At 59.3% G+C, this 20,941-nt stretch carries 9 protein-coding genes, 6 pseudogenes and 1 other annotated feature; of the genes and pseudogenes, 10 read left to right on the top strand and 5 right to left on the bottom strand.

The features are described from left to right. Positions 1-287: 287 nt before the first annotated feature. From AC0L3X_RS42880 to AC0L3X_RS42865, 4 genes are all read left to right on the top strand, one after another. Positions 288-905, top strand: coding sequence for a phasin family protein (locus AC0L3X_RS42880; protein ID WP_439034084.1), 618 nt, complete (start codon positions 288-290; stop codon positions 903-905). 599 nt (positions 906-1,504) lie between these two features. Further along, positions 1,505-1,619: a sequence feature (AL1L pseudoknot), on the top strand. Beyond that, the gene (locus AC0L3X_RS42875) at positions 1,560-2,429 is read left to right on the top strand and encodes an IS3 family transposase (protein ID WP_439034085.1); all 870 of its coding nucleotides are present in this window, start codon (positions 1,560-1,562) and stop codon (positions 2,427-2,429) included. It overlaps the preceding feature by 60 nt. Positions 2,430-2,494: 65 nt before the next feature. Next, the gene (gene shc / locus AC0L3X_RS42870) at positions 2,495-4,543 is read left to right on the top strand and encodes a squalene--hopene cyclase (RefSeq protein ID WP_439034086.1); all 2,049 of its coding nucleotides are present in this window, start codon (positions 2,495-2,497) and stop codon (positions 4,541-4,543) included. A gap of 45 nt (positions 4,544-4,588) precedes the next feature. After that, a complete protein-coding gene (locus tag AC0L3X_RS42865) occupies positions 4,589-4,762 on the top strand; it encodes an NAD-dependent epimerase/dehydratase family protein (RefSeq protein ID WP_231144188.1) in 174 nt (57 codons plus the stop codon). 181 nt (positions 4,763-4,943) lie between these two features. Here the strand turns inward: AC0L3X_RS42865 and AC0L3X_RS42860 are convergent. Next, a pseudogene (locus AC0L3X_RS42860) lies at positions 4,944-5,201 on the bottom strand (transposase); the annotation flags it as partial. 267 nt (positions 5,202-5,468) lie between these two features. Here AC0L3X_RS42860 and AC0L3X_RS42855 point away from each other — a divergent pair. From AC0L3X_RS42855 to AC0L3X_RS42845, 3 genes are all read left to right on the top strand, one after another. Further along, positions 5,469-7,256, top strand: coding sequence for a di-heme-cytochrome C peroxidase (locus AC0L3X_RS42855; RefSeq protein ID WP_439034087.1), 1,788 nt, complete (start codon positions 5,469-5,471; stop codon positions 7,254-7,256). 205 nt (positions 7,257-7,461) lie between these two features. After that, complete coding sequence (locus tag AC0L3X_RS42850; RefSeq protein ID WP_425364286.1) at positions 7,462-7,860, top strand: avidin/streptavidin family protein; 399 nt, start codon at positions 7,462-7,464, stop codon at positions 7,858-7,860. Continuing rightward, entirely contained in the window at positions 7,785-8,807 is a 1,023-nt protein-coding gene (locus AC0L3X_RS42845; protein ID WP_473317435.1) for a VOC family protein, read from the top strand. Before AC0L3X_RS42850 ends, AC0L3X_RS42845 begins: the two co-directional genes overlap by 76 nt. Positions 8,808-8,906: 99 nt before the next feature. On the opposite strand, the pseudogene AC0L3X_RS42840 reads toward AC0L3X_RS42845, so the two are convergent. The 4 genes and pseudogenes from AC0L3X_RS42840 to AC0L3X_RS42825 all read right to left on the bottom strand — a co-directional run bounded on the left by AC0L3X_RS42840 (position 8,907) and on the right by AC0L3X_RS42825 (position 15,511). Beyond that, positions 8,907-10,091 (bottom strand): annotated as a pseudogene (locus tag AC0L3X_RS42840) (IS3 family transposase). Between the two features lie 138 nt (positions 10,092-10,229). Further along, positions 10,230-11,498: pseudogene (locus AC0L3X_RS42835) on the bottom strand (malic enzyme-like NAD(P)-binding protein); the annotation flags it as partial. A gap of 43 nt (positions 11,499-11,541) precedes the next feature. Then, entirely contained in the window at positions 11,542-13,935 is a 2,394-nt protein-coding gene (locus AC0L3X_RS42830; protein WP_439034089.1) for a DUF3141 domain-containing protein, read from the bottom strand. A 347-nt stretch (positions 13,936-14,282) separates the two neighbouring features. Continuing rightward, positions 14,283-15,511, bottom strand: a pseudogene (locus AC0L3X_RS42825) (IS1380 family transposase). Between the two features lie 1,283 nt (positions 15,512-16,794). On the opposite strand from AC0L3X_RS42825, the pseudogene istA reads away from it, so the two are divergent. From istA to AC0L3X_RS42810, 3 genes and pseudogenes are all read left to right on the top strand, one after another. Continuing rightward, positions 16,795-17,927 (top strand): annotated as a pseudogene (istA, locus tag AC0L3X_RS42820) (IS21 family transposase); the annotation flags it as partial. Positions 17,928-18,567: 640 nt separating this feature from the next. Next, positions 18,568-19,359 (top strand): outer membrane protein, encoded by a 792-nt coding sequence (locus tag AC0L3X_RS42815; protein ID WP_439034090.1) that lies wholly within the window; start codon positions 18,568-18,570, stop codon positions 19,357-19,359. Positions 19,360-19,631: 272 nt separating this feature from the next. Then, positions 19,632-20,457 (top strand): annotated as a pseudogene (locus AC0L3X_RS42810) (IS5 family transposase). The last annotated feature ends 484 nt before the right edge of the window (positions 20,458-20,941 follow it).

Here is a 20,941-nt window from a genome sequence, read left to right as displayed (position 1 = left end):
AAAGCCGACCGACCGTCAGCCCACAACCGCCGCCGCCTGACCGGCCCCGGCCGTCACCAAAATTTGGCGATAGCTCATGGGTTCTTCAGCAGACTGCTAGTGTCCTGAACCAGAAGTTCGCAATATAGCGTGGTGCCAGAATTAGTAGGTTCGTTCTACTCAGTTCTCAGCTAGGTGAGTAGAGCCGTTTGGTGAGAAGCACGCGGTGCAACTTAAGCCCGAAGCACTCGGGACGATTCAAGCTAATACGAAGCAAGTCGTCAACCTGCAATAACTGGAGAACAAACATGGCAAACCCACGCCAAGAGGATAAGTCCACACAAAGAATGGAAGATGCAGCTCGCCACTCCGGCGAGAAAGCGGCTGAACAGACCAACCGTAAGGAACAGGCTGCAGCTGATCAGAGTGCGCGCGTTGGCCAGAGTGCGGCTCAAGCCGGAGAAGAAATAGCCCGATCAACGGCCAATATCGCTGAGCAGAACTTCGAGACGGTGCAGCGCGCATGGCGAGCCGGCCTGCAAGCGACGACCTCAGCCATTGGACGGTATACGGAGCAATTTGGTCACATGTTCGGTGTCTCAGGAGAACGGCTGCAGCACGCAACAGAAGCAACCGAAGGGTGGGCGCGCGAGGGGCGAACGATCCTTTTCGCTAGTACGGCTGCTGCCAAATTAGGGAGTGAAATAGCTCAAGAGTACTGCCAGATGGTTCGGAAAGAAGTAGAGACTCACATGGACTACAGCCGAAAGCTGTGGCTCTGTCGAACTCCTCAGGACTTTGTTGCCGTACAAAGTCAGGTTCTGCGGCAGACGCTGGAAGCTGCTCTGGATATCAGTCGTCGAATCGCCGACCTGTCGATCAAAATGACCGACGAAACCGGAAAGCAGATTAAGCAAAGTATATAAGAGGTCCGGCACTCGCCTAGCTGAATCAGCTTATTAGTTGCTAGCTGACCGCTCCTGATTACTTTTTATCGCGCGGCCAGAGAGTCTGTCTGTTGCTGTGGGCATGCGGTCAACGCGTCAGCGTTGTCCACATGCCCACAGCCCTCGGCTTTCATCCATTCGCGCCAAACCACCATCGGCCTGCGATGGCCTATGAAGGCGACGACCATTATAGAAGGCGATCGGAGTTTGCGCTTCCTGCCTTAGCCTCGCAGTCGGCATAGCCTTAGATAGATGTCCTCATGCTTGTGAACCGCCCCGGATTTGCCGGAGGCTCCAACTCCTGAGAGGATGAGCCATGACGAGCAAGACCACGAACACGTTTTCGCCTGAAATCCGGGACCGAGCGGTTCGGATGGTTCTAGATCACGCCGGCGAGCACCCGTCGCGCTGGGCGGCAGTGACCTCGACTGCTGCCAAAATCGGCTCCACACCGCAGACGCTGCATGACTGGGTCAAGAAGGCCGAGATCGATAGAGGGCAGCGGGCCGGAAGCCGAAAGCCCTTGAACGAGAGAACCGCGAGCTTCGGCAGGCCAACGAGATCCTGCTCAAGGCAAGCGCCTATTTTGCGATGGCGGAGCTCGACCGCCGGTCCAAGCCATGATCGCCTTCATTGACAATCATCGTGGGCGCATGGGGTCGAGCGATCTGCAAGGTCCTGCCGATCGTCCCCTCGACCTATCACGCCCATGTGGCCAGGCGGCGGGATCCCGCCAGGCTGTCGGCGCGCGCCCGGCAGGATGCTACGCTGAAAATCGAGGTCAGGCGCGTCTTCGATCGGAACTTCCGCGTCTACGGCGTGCGCAAGGTCTGGCGGCAGCTCAAGCGGGAAGGCTTCGATGTTGCCCGTTGTACCGTGGCGCGACTGATGCAGGACATGGGTTTCGGCAAATCCGTCAAGACCATGATCAGCGACAAGGCTGCGCCATGCCCGCTGGATCACGTCAACCGCAAGTTCAAGGCGCCAAGGCCAAACGTCTTTTGGCTCTCCGACTTCACCTATGTCGCTACCTGGACCGGCTTCGTCTACGTCGCCTTCGTCATCGACGCCTATGCCCGCAGGATCGTGGGCTGGCGGGCCTCGCGCACGGCGCATGCGGGCTTCGCGTTCGATGGGCTTAGCAGGCACTGCATGATCGATGGCCGGTCCATCGCCGCGGGCTCGTGCATCATAGCGACAGGGGCCGCCCAATACGTCTCTATCAAGTACACCGAACGCCTGGCTGAAGCTGACGTCGAGCCTTCTATCGGCAGCGCCGGAGATTCCTATGACAACGCTCGAAACCATCAACGGTCCAACAGTCTCTACAAGGCCGAGGTGATCCATCGGCGCGGACCATGGCGATACTTCGAGGCCGTTGAATTCGCCACCCTCGAATGGGTCGATTGGTTCAACAACCGGCGGCTCCTGGAGATCATTGGAAACATACCGCCGGCCGAACTACACCAGGCTGGAACAACCGGCTATGGCGGCATAACTTAAAACCAAATGGCCCCGGCAGATCCGGGGCGGGCGGTTCATGTCATCTAACTGTAGGGATCCGCAACATGGCGTCCGAAACTCTTATGGATTCCGATGATTCGGAAGACTCGTTGCCCGCTCAACTCGGGACCGGTCGCCTATGTCAAACAATCGAATCGGCGATCGACTGGCTGTGGAAGTCTCAGAATCCATCTGGATTTTGGGTTGGCATGGTCGAGTCAAACTCGACCATTGAGGCCGAGTGGCTGCTCGCCAGTCACATAGCCGGGTTTCATTTGCCCTCTGAAGAGAAAATCATTATGGCCTTGCTGCAACGGCAGCGGCCGGACGGTTCTTGGGGCATATATCCAGGAGCACCGGATGGTGACATCAACTCGACCGTGGAGGTCTACGCGGCGCTGCGCGCCAAGGGGCTAGACCTGCACTGCGACGAACTCGCTGGTGCGCGTGCATGGATTCAGAAGCATGACGCGCTAAGAAATCTCCGGGTGTTCTCGCGATATTGGCTGGCCATGTTGGGGGTTTGGCCGTGGCAACACACGCCCAATCTGCCCCCAGAGATAATTCGGCTGCCGCTTTGGTTTCCGTTCAACATCTATAACTTCGCTCAATGGGCTCGCGCGACGATGGTGCCTCTCACCGTCGTCGCGGCGCGGACGCCTGTTTGGCCTCTTCCCGACGGGAGCAAGCTCGAAGAACTCTTTCCCTGTCCTTATGAGGATTTCGATTTCTCAATTCCCGCGAAGCACACCCGCCTGCTTTCGTTAGAATGGCTCTTCCTAAAGATTGATCGCGGTCTTCACGAAGCCCAACGATCGAAGCTGATTCCCTTTCGTGAGAATTCCATTAGGCTTTGTCTCGAATGGATGATCAGGCATCAAGATGCCGACGGCGCATGGGGAGGTCTCCAACCACCCTGGGTCTATGGATTAATTGCGCTAGTCAACGAGGGCTACCGGCTTGATCATCCTTCGGTGGCCAAGGCTATCTCCGCGTTGGGAGCACACTGGAGCTACGAGCGTAACGGCGCTACCCATATTCAGGCTAGCGAATCTCCAGTGTGGGACACGTTACTCTCGGTCCTTGCGCTCCTCGAGGCTGGCGTGTCCTCCGACAAGACCGAACTTTGCAAAGCTCTAGAATGGGTTCTCAATCAGCAGGTTCTTGTTCCTGGAGACTGGTCTGTAAAGGTTAGGGACGTAAGCCCCGGTGGCTGGGCTTTTGAACGCGCCAACAACTCCTATCCCGACGTTGATGATACGGCCGTCGCCTTACTTGTTCTCGGGAAACTGAGGTCGACGATCGGAGGTCTGAGAGAACGAGTCGAGCGAGCGATTGGACTCGGTGTCGAGTGGACGTTGGCTATGCAGTGCCGCAACGGCGGTTGGGGTGCTTTTGACAGAGACAACAACAACGAGATTATCTCGAAGATTCCATTTTGCAATTTCGGAGAGGCGATCGATCCACCAAGCGTCGATGTGACCGCACACGTCCTTGAAGCCTTTGCCGCGCTAGGACACGACATCAAGCATCCGGCTATTCACCGCGCTCTAGATTACATCCGGAGCGAACAAGAAGAAGCGGGGAGCTGGTTTGGGCGATGGGGGGTCAATCACATATACGGCACCGCTGCCGTATTGCCCGCTCTCCAAGCGATAGGCGAGGACATGACACAGGCCTATGTGATGCGCGCTATTACTTGGATTCTATCGAAACAGAATCAAGACGGTGGCTGGGGTGAAACTTGCGCATCCTACATGGATCCGGAGCTTCGCGGGAGGGGGCCGAGCACGCCATCACAAACTGCGTGGGGTCTCATGTGCCTTCTTTCGGTCGATAGCAGCCGCGAAACCAGTGCGGCGATACAGAAGAGTGTTGAGTATCTCTGTGCTACCCAAAAGGCCGATGGGACCTGGGATGAAGACTTCTACACCGCGACGGGCTTTCCGGGCTACGGGATTGGCGCTCGTACGAACTTAGCGGCCCAGGAGCTCGCAAACCGGCTGCAACAGGGCACCGAGCTATCACGTGGATTCATGTTGAGCTTCAACATGTATCGCCATTATTTTCCACTTCTCGCATTGGGACGAGCCGCCGCTCGGGCGCTCGGGTAACCTGTACGGCCCCAAGAACGATTATGAGCAGAACAATAGCATGTCGTGCGCGCTTTGATCCGCAAGGCAAAGGATGCAAAGGAGAGGGGAGAGCGGCTTACCCGGTCTGGGATCAGGGCCGAGCACGGCTTTCTCTATGTCGATGATTTGGCGGATGCCTGCGTGTTTTTTATGGAGCGAGATGACATCCCTAACGGCTTGATCAACATCGGCACTTGAGAGGACAGCACAATTCTCGAACTCGCCCAGACCGGCGTTACGAGTGACAACGCCGCTATCGAGAACGTCAAATCAACTTGGCTAACACAGATGGTGATCAACAATTTGCATCAGCGTGCCAAGGCATTCGGCTTTGTTCTCCCTTGGAACCGAAAGTCGGTGCTGCCGTTTCTTAGGAAGCGTTCTCCACCGTCAGCTCCCCGATCTTGGCGTGCAGCGTTTTCACGTCCACGGCAGGCTCGATCGTTCTGTTGCCTCCGCCAGGACCAAATCCCTCTGCCGCCGCTTCCTGAAACTGGGACTTCCACTGCGTGATCCGGTTCGGATGCACGTCGAACTACTCAGCCAGCTGGGCCAGCGTCATCTCGCCCTTGATCGCGGCTAACGCCACGTTGGGCTTGAATGCCGGTGCGCGGTGCCGGCGGGCTCGTTTGCTCATCGTCTCTCCTGATTCGCGGGACAATCTTGCCCCCCGTCAGGCAGAAACTCCACTTATCGCCTTGTTCAGATTCTTGAGCCCGGCTCCGGCAACTGGCATCACTCCCAAGCTTGGTAGGTTGAATTTATTGGGCCTGAGATCTTTAATAACGCGGCGACTTGCAGTCGGAGGCAGGTTCGAGGACTGAGATCATCTTGCAGCGACGGCGAGAGGAGTTAGTACCGCGAACAACTCTTCGGACGAGTCTAAAAGACGGTGGGCCGTAAGATGCTGCGTGTTCTCTTTCTGATAGTAACCGTTGCTGTCACGACACGGTCGAGCGCCCAGGGCGCTGACGCCAATCCCATCTATGTTGACCAAGGGTTAGATTGGACCGCGGCGGCGAGAGCGGACTTCTATGTGCGCGATCAGGGCTCGCGTTTGATCACCCTATCCTGGATGCAGGCGCTCAAGCAAAGAAACGGACAACCGTTCCTCGCCGATGGTCTGAAGCGGTACGGCTATCTACTCAATCCTGGAAGCAAGGCCGGCCTTCCCATCGGCTTTCAAGCATCCGGTCCCGAAGGTTTCCAGCTTGTCGGAATGACCTGCTCGGCATGTCATACGCGCCAGATCGAAGTTGACGGCAAGGTGTATCGCGTCGACGGTGGGCCCGGGCTCGTGGACTTCTACGCGCTGCTTCGCGATTTGGACAAGGCAGTCGGTGATGTGCTTGCTAGCGACGATTCGTTTGCCTCGTTTGCTGCATCTGTTCTGCAGTCCGCAACTCCCGATATAGCCGATGTTGAGGATCTTCGCCGGCAGGTAGATAGGTGGTACTTGCGGTTTCACACGCTTATGGTGCGAGCCCTGCCCAAAAACGGCTGGGGAGTGGGCCGTCTGGATGCTGTCGGGATGATCTTCAACCGCTTATCCGGACTGGACATCGGTCCGCCCCCCGATTTCATGATCCCGGAAAACATAAAAACCGCTGATGCTCCCGTGAGATACCCATTCCTTTGGAATGCGCCGCGGCAAGACAAGACGCAATGGCCGGGATTTGCAAAGAATGGAAGTGACATCTTGGGGCTGGCCCGGAACGTCGGCGAGGTCCTAGGGGTGTTCGCTACGTTCGAGCCTAAGCGTCAGGGTGCGGTCATCAATTTCCTCAATGGCAATTCCACCAATTTCGACGGCCTAAGCGAGCTTGAGAACTTGGTGAAGCGCATCGGCCCTCCGAAATGGCCCTGGAAGATTGACGCTGCCTTAGCCATCCGGGGCAAAATGATTTTCGAAAGAGATCCCGCTGAAGGGGGATGTAGCGGCTGCCATGGCATTGAAGACGGCGAGCAGCGCTTTCCATTCATCAAAACATGGAGAACCGTGGTCCAGAACGTCGGTACGGATACACGAGAATACGATGTGCTCGCCTGGAAAGCGAAGACGGGCGTGCTGAATGGAGCGTACATTCCCTTCGCGACCGCGCCGCTCAAGGAGACCGATCAAATCCTTGACATCCTTGCAACCTCGGTCATTGGTTCGATCGCAGAACACCTGTTGGCCGGCGGTGTCTCTTCCAACGCACGGGTCGCGACGGCGTCAGATCCGGGTTCGTCGGAGACCCCGGAGTCTCTGGGGCTGGTAAGACTACCGCCGACCCTGCAGGATCTGGTAACGGCTTTCGACGCTGTCAGCACCTCGGAAGCGGTCAAAAAAGCCAAGCGGAAGGGGGCAGAAAAAGCATCTCGCGGTCGGCTCCCTCCATGGGGCGCCTACGAGGCTCGTGTTCTGCAGGGTATTTGGGCCGCCGCACCTTATCTTCATAACGGCTCGGTCCCTACCCTGGCGGAATTGCTCAAGCCATCGGGACAGCGCAAATCGCAGTTTAGCATTGGGCGGAAATACGACATTGAAAACGTTGGTCTTGCTGCCACCCAGGAACCCTTAAGCGAAACACTATCCGTCACGGATTGTAATGACATCAATTCTGGAGACAGCCGATGCGGCCACGAGTACGGGACGAGTTTGGGCGATCAAGACAAAAAGGCGCTGATCGAATACCTCAAGACGCTTTGACCCGCTGCGTCGTTTCCTCCCGCGAATTCAACAGCTGTCGGCAACGATGCGCTCGCTCGTGCCAAATTGCCTTTGGCGAGCAGCTTTCGGAGTTCAGGCTGGCCTTGAAAATGAGATCATCGGCAATTCCGCGCCTGAACTGAGCATGAGAACGAACTCATATCCCGCACGGTTTGTGCAGTTGCTTGTTGCCTAGGGGAATACCATGACACGCTTGTTTGTGCTCGTGCTCTTTACGCTCATCTCGGTGCCTGCTCACGCGCAGTTGCCGGCCCCATCTACATGGGTAAATCAAAGGGGCTCGGTTCTTTCGATCCAAACGCTAGACGCATCAACAGGGAATTTCACGGGAACGTATATCAACAACGCGACTGGATTTTCGTGCCGGGGGCAGCCTTACCCTGTCGCGGGTATCGTCATGGCAAGCAAGATAGATTTCTACGTCAATTGGACGGCGCCCTCAGCTCCGAACTGCAAAACGATCACAGTTTGGAATGGCCGTGTAGCTGCTAACAATATTCCAACTAGATGGACACTGTACTACGTGGGATCGGACTGGAACTTTCACAAAATGACTGGACGGGACTTCTTTGCGAGGAGGTAGACCAAACCTGGGAATTCCGGCGAGGCTGCCTTGAAGCCCGCGCGCGCGGCATCGAAGCGCATGGGTATCAGCCGAGCGAGTGTTCATCGATGAAAGGCATCAACCATTTGATTCTCGCGGGCCGCGACCTGGAGGCAATGCGCTCGAACTATCAAGCGTTGGGATTTACGATTGTCCCGCGCGGTCAGCATCCCTTTGGGACCGGCAACTCCATCATTCAGCTACGCGGTACGTATCTCGAACTGCTTTCGGTTACAAATCCGCAGGACGTCCCCGAACATCGCGCTGGCAATTTTTCGTTTGCCGCATTCAATCGCGATTACCTTTTGAGACACGACGGCTTTTCGATGATGGTGCTCGATACTTCGGATGCGCGCGCCGATATTCAGGCTTGGCATGCAGCCGGTCTGAAAACCTTTGAGCCATTCGATTTTTCGAGAACTGGCAAGATGCCCGACGGGACGGATGTGAAGGTGGGGTTCTCCCTCGCGTTTGTGAACCATCCCGCGGCACCGTGGCTCGGCTTGTTTGCTTGCCAGCACTACCGCCCCGAGTACTACGAGCAGCCACAATATCTCAAGCATTCCAACGGTGCTTCGACTGTCCGGGACGTCTGGATTGTGGGCGAAACGGCAATGGATCTCGCTAGTTACATTCGGACGGTCACGGGTGCAAACAGCTTCAGCGAGCGCCCGGATGCTATCGAAATTCAAACGGGCACCGGCACAATTGTGCTCGCCCGCGCGCAAGCGTTCGAAGCCGCCTTCGGCGTAACGCCGCCCCATCCCGAGGACGGCCCGCATCTCGCTGGGTTCACCGTCGCTTGCCGGGCTCTCGGCCCATTGGCGGAATTGCCTCTTGCAAAGACAGGCAACCGACATGTCCTCACGCCCGCGAACAATTTCGGTACAGCGGTTGGCTTTGTCGAGGTGGACGGGAGACAGTGATGAAATTTGTCGTCTTTGGAACAGGATGCGCCGGGGTTCAAACAGCACTTGAGCTTGAGGCTGGCGTGCATGCAGCGCTCGTGACCTTGCCCGCAAGTTTTATCCAGTCCTGAGTTCGCCCCGGCTGTTGGATTTGCCCGGTTGGGCGGTGGCAGCGGCGGAGCTGGCGCGGAGCCCTCGGCATAGCGCAGCGCCAGCTCCCGGCGCGGGTGGCAGGTGAAGGCGAACTCGGACGGCGTCTTCCATCCGAGCTGCGAGTGTGGTCGTGCCTCGTTGTAATCGGCCCGCCAGCATCCGAGCGCGACGCGGGCCTGGGCCAACGACGTGAACAGCGTCACGTTCAACAGTTCATCGCGTAGCCGGCCGTTGAAGCTTTCGATGAAGGCATTCTGCATGGGCTTGCCCGGCGCGATGTAGTGCCATGCCACGCGGCTCTGATCAGCCCATGTCAGGATGGCGTTGCTGGTGAGCTCGCTGCCGTTGTCGCTGACCACCATCTTCGGCTTGCCGCGCTCAATCATCAGCCGGTCCAGCTCCCGCGCCACCCGGGGGCCCGAGAGCGAGGTATCGGCCACCAGCGCCAGGCACTCGCGGGTGCAGTCGTCGACCACGGTGAGGGTACGGAAGCGGCGACCATCGGTGAGCTGATCCGATACGAAGTCGAGCGACCAGCGGTCGTTCGGCGCCATCGGCACCGTCTTCGGCGCCCGGGTCCCGATCGCCCGCTTGCGGCCGCCACGGCGACGCACCGCAAGCTTCTCTTCCCGGTAGAGCCGGAACAGCTTCTTGTGGTTGATCACATAGCCCTCCCGTTTGAGCAGAACGTGGAGGCGCCGATAGCCAAAGCGGCGGCGCTCCTGGGCGATCGCCCTCATGCGTTGGCGAAGGCCGGCATCGTCCGCCCGGGTCGTCTGGTATCTCATGGTCATGCGACAGCAGCCGATGGCTTTACACGCCCGCCGTTCGCTCATCCCGAAGGCGTCTCGGAGATGGGCGACAGCTTTCAGCTTGGCCGCGGGCGTCACCATTTCTTTCCCACGAGGTCCTTCAAGGCTGCGTTGTCCAGCATGGCGTCGGCCAGCAACCGTTTCAGCCGCGTGTTCTCATCCTCCAGCGTCTTCAGCCGCTTGGCCTCCGAGACCTCCAGCCCGCCGCACTTGGCCTTCCATTTGTAGACGCTGGCGTCGCTGACGCCATGCTTGCGGCACAGATCGGCGACACGCCGGCCTCATGCTCCTTCAAGATCCCGATGATCTGCTCTTCCGAAAAGCGGCTGCGCTTCATGCTCTGGTCCTTGTCGTGGGCCAGAACGAACTTCAAACCGGATTAAACCCGCGGGGCAAGGTCAGCCGCTCTCTACCTAGCCAGCGGCTTGCCACCTTTCTTAGAGAACACCGACTGCATCGCCTTGCAAGACTGCTAGACCAAGCGGCTGAGCTCCTGACGATAGGCTTTCATATCGGCGATTGGCCGCCTCGCGACGCCGCTATCGGCGGCCGCCTGGGCTACCGCCGGCGCGATCACCTGTAGCAAACGCACGTCTAACGGTTTTGGGATTAGATAGTCGCGACCGAAGCGAAGCCCGCGCGTGTTGTAGGCGACCGCAAGCTCTTCCGGCACTTCCGCCATCGTCAACTCCGAGAGCGCGCGGACGGTTGCGTGCTTCATGTGGTCGTTGATGGTGGTTGCCCCACAATCAAGCGCGCCCCTGAAGATGAATGGAAAGCATAAGATATTGTTGATCTGGTTGGAGCAATCCGAACGGCCCGTCGCAATGATGGCATCAGGGCGAACCGCCAGCCCGTCCGCCGGCATTATTTCGGGTGTCGGGTTGGCCATGGCGAAGATCAACGGATCTCGCGCCATCTTCTTGACCATATGTGGCAAAAGCACGTTTCCAGTCGAAAGGCCCAGAAAGATGTCCGCATCCTGAATGATTTGGTCCAGCGTTCGCGCGTTGGTTATCACAGCATAGCGCGCTTTGTTGTCATCCATGCTTTCCGTGCGCCCCGCGTAGACAACACCATCCGCATCGGTCACAATGATTGCATCGTGGCGTAACCCGAGACTGACGAGCAGATCGAGAGATGGAAGGGCCGCCGCGCCAGCGCCGGAGCAGACTAGCTTGACCTCAGCGATATTCTTTTTAACCAGCTTCAGTCCATTGAGCATCGCCGCCGCTAAGACAGCCGCGGTGCCGTGCTGATCATCATGGAAGACCGGTATCTTCATTCGGTCCCGTAGCTTGCGCTCGATGTAGAAGCATTCCGGCGCTTTGATATCTTCTAAGTTGATGCCGCCGAACGTCGGTTCCATCCTGGCGATCGTTTCGATGAGTGCGTCAGGATCCTCTTCGGCGAGCTCGATGTCGAACGCGTCGATCCCGGCAAATTTCTTGAACAGGCACGCTTTGCCTTCCATCACTGGCTTGCTCGCCAGCGGGCCAATATTCCCAAGGCCAAGCACGGCGGTCCCATTGGTGATGACGCCGACCAAGTTGCTGCGCGCCGTCAACGCATGCGCCTGCAGCGGGTCCTTCGCAATGGCGAGGCACGGCTCCGCCACGCCGGGGGTATACGCCAGCGTCAGATCGCGTTGCGTTGCGATAGCCGTGGTTGGCACCACGGAGATCTTTCCCGGCCTGGGTAGGCGATGATATTGAAGCGCGGCGTCCCGCAGATCGCGACTCATTGAGTTACTCCACCTGGTTATTTGGCTCCGTTGTAGTCCAGCTTCACGCCGCTAGGGGATCCTCGATCACATCGGTCAGCTTCGATGGCAGTCCAAGCACCTCGGCGAGGCGCTGTAGGAGGGTGACCGTGCTTGGAGCCATTTCCGCGACGGGGCCGGGGACATAGCACGCGACTGCATAGGCTAGTTGCCGCTGCTTGGGGTCGGTCAGCAATAGTGGCAGGGTCTGGATTGCTTGCTCCGGCTCAAAGGTGACGATGGCGGTCTGCTGACGAGTGATGTCCGCCAGACGATCGGAAGGTACTGAGCGGAAGGGTTCGTCCTGAGTCAGGACACGTGACCAGCGGGCCAGGCGGTCACGCCGGAAGCCGCCGCGATCGGTAACCAGCAGCACTATGATGCGGATAATGGCTTCGGTTAGCCCGCCGCTCGCAATTGCATTGAGCGCAATGGAGACTTCGGGCTCCCGCCTCAAGTGGTCAAGTGTCGTCCTTTTGAGATAAGCTTCGTAGGGATTGCTTAAGAGACGCTGCCAAGGGCTGCTCCATATCGTGTGAAATATCAGCTCGTAGCCCATGTCGCGCAAGTCGCGCCAGGCAACGATCGCCTGCTCCAAACTCTGCACAAAGAGCGCTTCGGCAGCGAGGAGTGGATTGTCGGCTGCGGCCTTCGCTCGCGACTTCCGCACCTGATCGGAAATGGCCTTGTAGCCGGCCATCATGGGATTCTGGGACGACAGCAGCGCTCGCCCCAGACGCTTAGGGTGCAAGGTTCGGCTGGCCTCTGCCGAAATACCTGTCACTGCCGCCTGCACGAACGGACGGGCAACCGCATGATAGATCTGCGCCTGAGCTTCAGAGGCGCGGGCGACCGCGGCAAAGGATCGATCATCGTCATAGCCGTCGTTGAACGCACGAATATCCACGAAGGTGCGCTCGACCAGCTCAACGCTGTAACGCTTCCGGCCCCCGTCTTCTTGAATGTCCTTGATACGCATCTCGTAGAGTCCAGGTAATAGTGCTTCAATAGCCTCCAAGGTCGTGGCAACTTCACTGTACTCCTTATTGACTACTCTCGAAGCGACAAACGTGCCGAGATGGCCGACGTCGTCGTGCACAAGATACACAATCTGCTGACCGCGAACGCGGATCTCCTCCTCGCTTTGATACACTTCGGTGATCCAATTCAGAGCCTGCTGAGGTGGCGTAACGTTGTCGCCATGGCTGGTAAATATGATGATAGGCGCTCGAACCCGTTTGAGGTCGAAATGCCGCCGTTCCGGCTCGCCGTATGCGTTGTTTCTGGCTAGCCGGTTACCAACAAAAAGTTGCTCAACAATCCAGCGGATTTCGTTCTCGCGCATCAGGCAGAACCCGCCCCACCACCTCTCACTTGCAAGAAAGGTCTCGTGCGCCGTGTCCACATCGCGGAACAGTTCGGCATACTTCAGGAACAGTTGGCGTTCGGGGTTTAGGGTTTCGAAATTCTGTACGAGATGAGCGCCGTCGAAAAGCCCGCCGCCTAGATCGGATAAAAGCATCGGTAGCCAAGCGCCGCCGAAAATTCCCGCAATGTAGCGGAGTGTATTTTCGCCGATGTTGCCGGAGGTCGGTGTTACTGGCGATCCGCTGAGGACGATTGGGCCGGTCAGGTCCCGATTTGTCGCGACGACGAGGAGGGTGGCCCAGCCAGCTTGGCAGTTGCCGACGATGACCGGGGCGGGGGCGTGCGGATGGCGGCGCATGACCTCCCGAACAAACGCCGCTTCAGCATGCGTGACGTGAGAGAGGTACTGGTCCTGCTCTGGTTCTCTTCGGAAGGCTATTAAATAGACCGGGTGACCTTCCCGCAATGCGACGCCCACCTGACTGTCAGCCTTATGGGCCCCCACGCCGGGACCGTGTCCCGCGCGCGGACAGATGATTACAAATGGGCGATTGGTTTCGGCGACCGTGACCCCTTGGGGTGGAATGATGCGGAACAACACGTAATTAGATTTCAGGGGTAAATCCGCTCCGTCCATTACCATCTCGTACTCGTAGAAGAGGACCGGCGGACAGCCGGCCGCCTCATGTTCGAGGAAGATGTCGCCGCGCTCTCGGAGAGTATCCATGCACAACACGGCGCGCTCACCGATATCGCGCAGGTATTCCATCCAATCGAGGCCAAGGTTTCCCTTATCGCGCTTCTCACGTAGAGCCTCAGCCAGACGTTCGCTCCCAACTAAAAGTTCTTGCTGCCGCTTAGACTGGCTGTCGCAGATGCGGTGTGCGCGACGCAATGCGGCTATATGCAGAATGTTGGCGGTCTCGGCGCTCGCTTCTGCGAAGCGTTTGGCGCAAGCTGTAAGGGGACTTTCGACGACCGCACTATCGAGTTCCGCGCGTTGCGCTCTGATCCACTGGACTGGATCGGAAAATCTAATAGCTTTCGACATGGCTTATCCTCTCTAGTTCTAGAGTAGACGCCGTCCGATATGCTCGTAGTTTTGCTATGGTGCCGGATTGCCCGATCGATGCTCATTCCATCTAGCGAGTGGGCCACGCCTACGACGACGCTGTACGAGCCTAGTGGTGACTTCAACCGTTCCAATGGTCCACATGCAATGGCGATGCCAGCCGGCCGTCGACGCCGACATGAGCATCAATCTCCTGCAGAAGTCGAGTTCATGCCTAGAGAAGACCGACAACTTCAGTGTCTACTCGTGTTCCATTGCCTCCTGGTTTGTCCGACTAATAACAGCGATGTCGGACTTGACGTGGGCAAGCACCCGGACAGACGGGCCTAGCTGGTTTGCAGCAGGCAATCTTCCCAGCGCCTTGGCCCTTGATTGGCCCAGAGGGGCGCTTTCCCGTACTTCTCACACTGCCAATTGCTCTTCGGGGTGGGATAGGTCAGGCTTGAGGCGGATGGTGCCGCAGGTGGCGTCCGCGGTAGTTTCGGCAAGGCCGATAAGAGCCGCAAGGCACAGATCAGCACATAGGCCATCGTGGCGAACCACAGCCGCAGCTGGTTGGCGCGCATGGTCGCTGTGGAGGTGCGGTCGGCGTAGAGATCGAGCTGGCACTCCTTGATGCGGTTCTCCATCTCGCCGCGCGCGAAGTAGATGTCCTGTAGAGCTGCCGCGCGCCGGCCTCGGCCTGCTTGAGCGAGGTGACGACGAAGCGCGGATTGGCCTCGCCTTGTTGTCCACTCGGCCTTGGCGACGACGCGGCGTTCCTGGCTCCAGCTATCGCGCGTACGCCACTGGAAGTCCTTGAAGCGGCGTGCCGGGCGGCCGGTCGTCTCGGCCGCGGCTCTCGCCGCGGCAAGCTCCCCTTCGATCATGGCGACCAGGCGCGTGTTGCGGGCGAGCCCGAACAGATAATCAACGCGGTTCCGCTCGCACCCCGCCATCAGCGCCTCGCGCGCAAAGCCACTGTCGGCGCGCAGCACGATGCGCACGAACGGCCAGTGGGCGCGGATTTGCCGCACAATCCGCGCGACCTCCTCGATGCTGCCCGCGCTGGCGTCGATGTCGGCGCGCCGCAGCTTGGCCGCCAGCAAATGCCGGCCGCAGAACACGTACAGCGGCAGATAGCAGTAGCAGTCGTAACAGCCGCGGAAGACGCTCCCCTCCTGATGCCCGTGCAGGGGGTCCTCGTGGCGTCGAGATCAAGGATGATCTGCTTCGGCGGCTGCTGGTGCGCCTCCAGGAACAGCGTCACCGGCAACGCCTCGATCACCGCCGCACCGTAAGCGATCTTGTGATAGCGCGAAGGTTCCTCCTGGCCCAGTTCCAGCCGGTTCAGCGTCGACTTGGCGGCCACTGGTGCGCAGTCCTCGCGCCGGGCGGCAAGATTGCCCGCCAGCACCGCCATCAGCGGATCGTGCCGCAGCTCGTCGTGATCGTTGAGGTCTTCGTAGCCAAGTGAGATGCCAAAGACCCGCTGTCCGAGCAACGTTTCGACGGTGTGCTCGATCAAGTCCGGGCGGCGCCGTAACGAATGTGCTTCCACGCGCCATGGCGCCATTCGCCCCGATAACGCCGAACAAAACGACATGGCCGGCCTAATCCGCTAACGCGAGGACAAAACATAGCCGTCGTCACAGGATCACCCGAAGAGACGCATCATTATTGATGATGAGTGGCTCGAGCGCGTTCTGCAGATCCGCGGTCCGACGTTGGGGACGTTATGGTTGACTTGCTCGATCCAACGGTCACTTCCAAATCCGCCGCATCGCGATCAACGCTAGCCCAGCGGCATGCCGCACCCTACATTCTCGCATGGTCGTTCTAGCGTAGTCAGCGTCCGATACCATGCGCGTCAAGATTATTATGGCGCGCGGAGCAGCGAAGAAACGACCAAGCGTCTCTGACGCGGACTGTCGGACTTACGACACGTCGGTACGTTCTATCAGGCCTCTTACAAGATCGATTGGCACCATCATTCGCGCTGCCGTCAACAGGCTCACTTGGGACGTGACCTGACGTTTCGGACCACCAATTTCAGTTTCAAGTGTTTCGCCGCGGCGGTCTGCAATTATATCCGCCGCAGCCTCACCGACACGGTCCGTCGGCGACGGGGCGCTCTTATCGACCTATGAGCTGGTCCCGATTGTCAGAACAATGTTTCGCGAGGCTGCCTTGGATCAAGCAATCCCTGGACCAATGGTCAGGTCGAGCGCATGAACCTTGATCCGCTCCAGAAATGCGATACTAATCAGGGCGGTCCCGGCATTTCCTGGGGCGACCAGCCTGGGCGACCGCGGGATGTGTCGGTGCCCAGTCTGGTTTTGGCGGAACGGTAATCGCGCTCAGGGGCACCCAGGCTCGTTCGAGCGTCACCGGATCGCGCAGCTGGGCGAAAGTCTCGGTGCGAATGTCCAGCCACTCGAACCAGCGACCCTGGACGGCGACAAGCTGGGCTGGCCGGAGCACGCCGAAATGATCTCGAGGAGAAACCCTTATCATTCGTCAAGCTCGACTTTGAACCTTGGCAGGAGAGTTCAAGATGATATTGCGCCCTTGTTCAACTACCGGAACTGGGATTTGACAGTCACAGGCTAGCCAACCCGACCAATCCGTTTCCCGTCGAGCCGGAGCTTTGGCCGCAATAGGTCCAGCCGTTCAATATCTATTCTGGCGCGCAACACCGCCCATGCACTTGCCGGCGTGCCCAGGGGCCAACCATGGAAAACTGCTCCCTCGGCGTCACGAGGAATTGCTCTCTCCTTGGATGAGCCAAGGAGAGAGTGAAAGAAAGAGGAACGAATCACGGAAGGCTCGTCGTGGATTGATCCCCGGGGGCAGGTGATGAAGACGCCGGATGACGTGGCGGAGATGATGCGCCTGAGGGAGTGCGGGTGGGACTACGTGGTGGCGGGCGGGGTGAAGGCGTTCAAGTCGCCTGAGCGCCCGAAGCGGCTCGATGATCTCGAAGGTTGGCTGCGCGAGAAGTTCATTCGGCATCGCGGCAATGCGGATGTGGTGCGCCAGGACCTGTTGGCCCAGAAAGGCGTGGCAGCCAGCCGGCGAACGCTGCAACGCGCCGTGCAGTCCTATCGCCAAGCGCTCAAGGCCGAAGCGCTGGCGACGACACCGTTCGAGATGCCCACGGGCCGGCAGCTGCAGATCGACTTCGGCGAGCGCCTGGTCGAGGTCGGCGAGGTGAAGATCAAAGCATTCGTGTTCGGCGACACTCGGGCATTCGCGGCGGCTGCATGTTCGTGCGTTCGAGGCGAGAAGCAAGAGCACTGGTTCGCCGGGCTCGAGAGTGCATTCACGACCTTCGGCGGCGTGCCGGAGGAAGTGCTGATGGACAACCCACGCGCGCTCGTGGTGCGCCACGATGCGGTGAGCCTGTCGGTTCAGTTTAACGACAAGCTCATCGCGTTCGCGAAGCATTGGGGTTCCGTCCTCGTGCCTGCGCGAGCCGCATCGGGCGCGCACGAAGGGTAAGACGGAGAATGGTGTCGGCTACGTGAAGAAGAACGCGATCGCGGGGCATTCCTTCGCGAGCTGGGAGGCATTCGAGCCGCATCTCGCCAGAGTGGGAGCGTGAGGTGGCGAACGTACGTATCCACGGCACGACCGGCGGGGCGCCGATCTCGCTTTGCGCCTGACGAGGCACACCGGTTGAAGCCGCTCGGCGGGCAGCCGTCGTTCGGATCGCTGCGCGAACTGGCCCGCGGCGTCGGCAACGATTGAGCCGTCGAGATCGACACGAACAGCTACTCGGTCCCGTGGCGGCTGATCGGCGAGCGCGCGCGGTGACGGTTGCGGCCGGCGAGGTGCGCATCGGCCACGGCATGCGCGAGGTTGTGGTCCATAAGCGATCGGAAGGTCGCCGGCTGCGGATCATCGATTCCGCCCACCTCGACGGGGTTGCCGGTCGCAATGGTGCGGTCTCCCGATCGGCAATCGCGAACCCGACATTGCCCGCGCCTTCTCCACGAGGCAAGCGGGCAATGGCGATCTTGCCGAACGCGCATTGTTGCCGATGCGAGCAGACTTTCGCGATACGGCGTGGAACGGCTTTCTCGAATTGAACCGGCTGGCGTTATCGGAAGCCTTGCCGGGCAAAGCGAAAGCCGCGCGCTGGCGGTCGCGATGCGATGATCAGGAAACACTATTCGCGCGTCGCGGTGGGGGTCTCCTTTGCCGACGGATGCAAGAGCACCTGATGGGCGGCGGCCATATAAATTCCCCTGAAGGAGAGCCGGTTGGCGCCGTGGAGCGGATCGATCCAGGCGGCGAGTTCGGCTTCCTTGAGAGCGCTAACGCCAGGAGATCTACTTCAGCTTTGCAGTGTTCTGGAAGGTCGGGCGAATATCACTGTCGGCTCGCGTGTATCTATCGAGGAGCTCGGTGAAGATGGTCTGCGGGCCCTCGCAGTCAAAGTTCTAAACAAATTGGCTCAAGTGCGTTCCTGCGGGCCACAGCATCCGGGACCGGCTAGGCCCGCACTTTTGACCATCCATCGGATGCTCAGGCAACGCTTGCGCCCAGTCAACTACCTCTCTTGGGAGTTGATGGAGAAGATGGTCACATGGCAATCCTCATTAATCCATCATCAAGGAAATCGATATGAAGCTGGGTTTGGAGATGAAAGACGTCCTGCTGGGCACGGTAGCCTTCATTGCGCTAGCTGCTCCTGCTTCTGCCGCTGATCTGGCCCCGCGACCCTACGTCAAAGCGCCCCCGACGGTCATTCCAATCTATGATTGGAGCGGCTTGTACATCGGCTTCAATGGCGGCGGCGGCTCCGCGCATCAGTGCTGGGACCTGCTTAATTCTGGCGACGTGGTCGTCGCTCCGCCCGTCAGCATGGGGTGCCATAATGCGACGGGAGGCACGGTCGGCGGTCAAATCGGCTATCGCTGGCAGATAGCGAACTCGGTGTTCGGCCTGGAGGCGCAGGGCAACTGGGCCGATTTCAAGGGCTCCAGCGCCAACCTCGCTTTTGCAGGCGTCCAGGATGAGTCCAAGCTTGATGCATTCGGCCTGTTCACGGGCCAAGTCGGCCATGCCTGGAATAACGTGCTGCTCTATGTGAAAGGTGGCGCGGCGGTTGTCCGCGACAAATACCGGGTCTCCGATATTGCGACCGGGCTGAGTTTTGACAACGGCAGCGAAACTCGTTGGGGCGGCACGGTAGGGGCGGGCCTGGAATTTGGCCTCGCTCCGAACTGGTCCATCGGCGTTGAGTACGACCATCTGTTCATGGGTCACCGGGACGTAGACTTCTTTTTTTCAACAGGAATCCCGGGTGTTCCGGTGGACGCTTTTGCAGGGACTGCCCGTATCGGTCAGGACGTCGATATCGGTGTGGTCCGCGTGAACTATCGCTGGGGTGGCGCCGTCGCCACGACATATTGATCTTCGCCAGAACGAAAGCGTTCCTTCACAGGGGGCACGAACAGCCGAATAATCCTGCGCTGCTCGTCTCTCAAGGTAGCAATCATTGATGTAGGTCATTTCCAGAAACTACGTAGTCGTCCGTGAAGAAGGCCTAAGCCACTGATCGGGAATCTCGATTTGGGCTACGGGGCATTTCCAGATTGCAAGGTTTTGCTGCTTTGGGCGTCAGAACCTTGCGATTTGGCTTTAGAAGCGGGAAGCATGATTCCTTGTCTGCATCGGAGGGGACGATGCGGCCGAAGAAGCACAAGACGACGGGATCGAACGATCTGTTCCGGGCTCGGCTCGACCAGATCATCAATATGAAGCACGAGCTGGTTCTGCTCGCCGGCAAGGTCGATTGGGACTGGATCGACGGCGAGATCGCGCCGCTCTACAGCGAGAACGGCAGGCCCGGGATCGAGACGCGCTTCATGATCGGTCTGCTGTTGCTCAAGCACATTTACGGGCTGTCCGATGAGGGGGTGTGCGAGCGCTGGGTCCATGACCCATACTTCCAGTTCTTCGCCGGGGAAGAGTTCTTTCAGCACACGTTCCCGCACGAGCGCTCGGACCTGAGCCATTGGCGCAAGCGGCTTGGCGACAAGCTGGAGTTGCTGCTGGCCGAGAGCTTGCGGGTAGCGCACGAGGCCGGTGCATTACGCAGCCAGGACCTCAAGCGGGTTACGGTCGACACCACGGTGCAGCCGAAGGCCATCACCTTTCCGACCGATGCCAAGCTGCTGCATGCGGCCATCAAGGGGCTCAACCGCCTGGCGATCAGGCACGGCGTCAGGCTGCGGCAATCCTATGCTCGCATCGCCAAGGTCGCCGCGATGATGGCCGGCCGCTACGCCCATGCCAAACAGTTCAGGCGGCATCAGCGGCAGTTGCGTATCCTGCGTAGCCGGCTGGGCCGGATCATCCGCGACATCCGCCGCAAGATCCGTCGTCCTCTCAGCCGTCGGACACAACTTCCGCCGCATCCTCGCCTGGCTGAGATATCTCTTGTGCCTGTTCCTGGCCCAGCTATGGCGCACGCTCGCCCGCCCAGCCTCGATCGATCCGGCTTCTTAACGGACGACTACGTAAGGATTGTCCGTCGTCAGAACATTTGAGACTGATCAGGCGTTTCAAGAAGGGAGGATCTGGCTCATCAGGGGTTAGAGTTAAGCTGCTTGCGATTGATGCTGCAAGCGGCGGTTTGCGATGGTGTTGCGACCTCTCAGCTCTGCCGAGAGTAGACATCGGCAGGAGTGACGTTGTCGATACTCTCATGATAGAGTGCTTGCGTGATAGAGTGCTTGCGTGCGGCGCGGCAATCAGGATGGAAGTGCAGCGTCAATCAGGATGAGAGAGCTTCGCCGGGCTCGTGACGCAGGGAGGGCGTAGCTCGACCGGAGTTACGAGCCCGGCGAGGGGGGGGGGGGGGGGGGGGGGGGGGCGGGGGGGGGGGGGGGGGGGGGGGGGGGGGGGGGGGGGGTGGGGGGGTGGGGGGGGGGGGGGGGGGGGGGGGGGGGGGGGGGGGGGGGGGGGGGGGGGGGGGGGGGGGGGGGGGGGG

The sequence above is a fragment of the Bradyrhizobium sp. MI1.7 genome (assembly GCF_055811795.1).
Note: the sequence above shows the minus strand (reverse complement) of the source record. Positions and strands in the feature narration are given on the sequence as shown.

Coding starts and splice junctions, on each gene's coding strand:
- AC0L3X_RS42850 (WP_425364286.1), top strand. CDS start 7,462: ATGACACGCTTGTTTGTGCTCGTGCTCTTTACGCTCATCTCGGTGCCT.
- AC0L3X_RS42855 (WP_439034087.1), top strand. CDS start 5,469: ATGCTGCGTGTTCTCTTTCTGATAGTAACCGTTGCTGTCACGACACGG.
- AC0L3X_RS42815 (WP_439034090.1), top strand. CDS start 18,568: ATGAAGCTGGGTTTGGAGATGAAAGACGTCCTGCTGGGCACGGTAGCC.
- AC0L3X_RS42880 (WP_439034084.1), top strand. CDS start 288: ATGGCAAACCCACGCCAAGAGGATAAGTCCACACAAAGAATGGAAGAT.
- AC0L3X_RS42845 (WP_473317435.1), top strand. CDS start 7,785: ATGGACACTGTACTACGTGGGATCGGACTGGAACTTTCACAAAATGAC.
- shc (WP_439034086.1), top strand. CDS start 2,495: ATGGCGTCCGAAACTCTTATGGATTCCGATGATTCGGAAGACTCGTTG.
- AC0L3X_RS42830 (WP_439034089.1), bottom strand. CDS start 13,935: ATGTCGAAAGCTATTAGATTTTCCGATCCAGTCCAGTGGATCAGAGCG.